At 35.9% G+C, this 504-nt stretch carries 1 protein-coding gene; it reads right to left on the reverse strand.

What is annotated here, in order from left to right:
- Nucleotides 1–385, reverse strand: a 385-nt coding sequence (locus tag Q0L00_RS19635) for a hypothetical protein (RefSeq protein WP_297338594.1), incomplete at its 3' end; no start/stop codon positions are given.
- Between the last annotated feature and the right edge of the window lie 119 nt (nucleotides 386–504).

Raw genomic sequence — 504 nt, forward strand, 5'->3', positions numbered from 1 at the left:
TATCAAATGCCCCATCCCGATCCGAGCTAAAAAGCATTTTTTCGGGTCTGCCTTGACCATTATCGCCTGCTCCTTTTAGAAAATCTGGGCCATAGAAACTGGGGTACATTTCACTCGCCTCATCATCTAAAAGTCTAAATGATACTTCAGCAGGATCGATCTCTTGTGAGGAAGTTTCTTGGGATTCTGATAAAATGGAATAAACGCCTTCGGCATTGTCCCGGCTAAAGAGTATAATCCCTTGATTTTCATTACTGAGTGTATAGGGACCCTTTTCATTTTCCGAAGTATTTATATTAAATAAAAAATTTCGTAATGCTTGACTGCCATCAAAAAATTTATCAGTATAGAAAGAAAAATTCCCTTTCTCTTTATCCCACCTCAAAAAAATTCTGGAATAGTCTAAATCGAATTGTTGTCCTTTTGATATCGAATTGGATGAATAAATAATAGTAAGAATTAAATCGGCTGAAGATGACTCAAAATTAGAGTTCATCTCATCAT

Source organism: Algoriphagus sp., from assembly GCF_024305035.1.
Classification (GTDB): Bacteria; Bacteroidota; Bacteroidia; order Cytophagales; family Cyclobacteriaceae; genus Algoriphagus.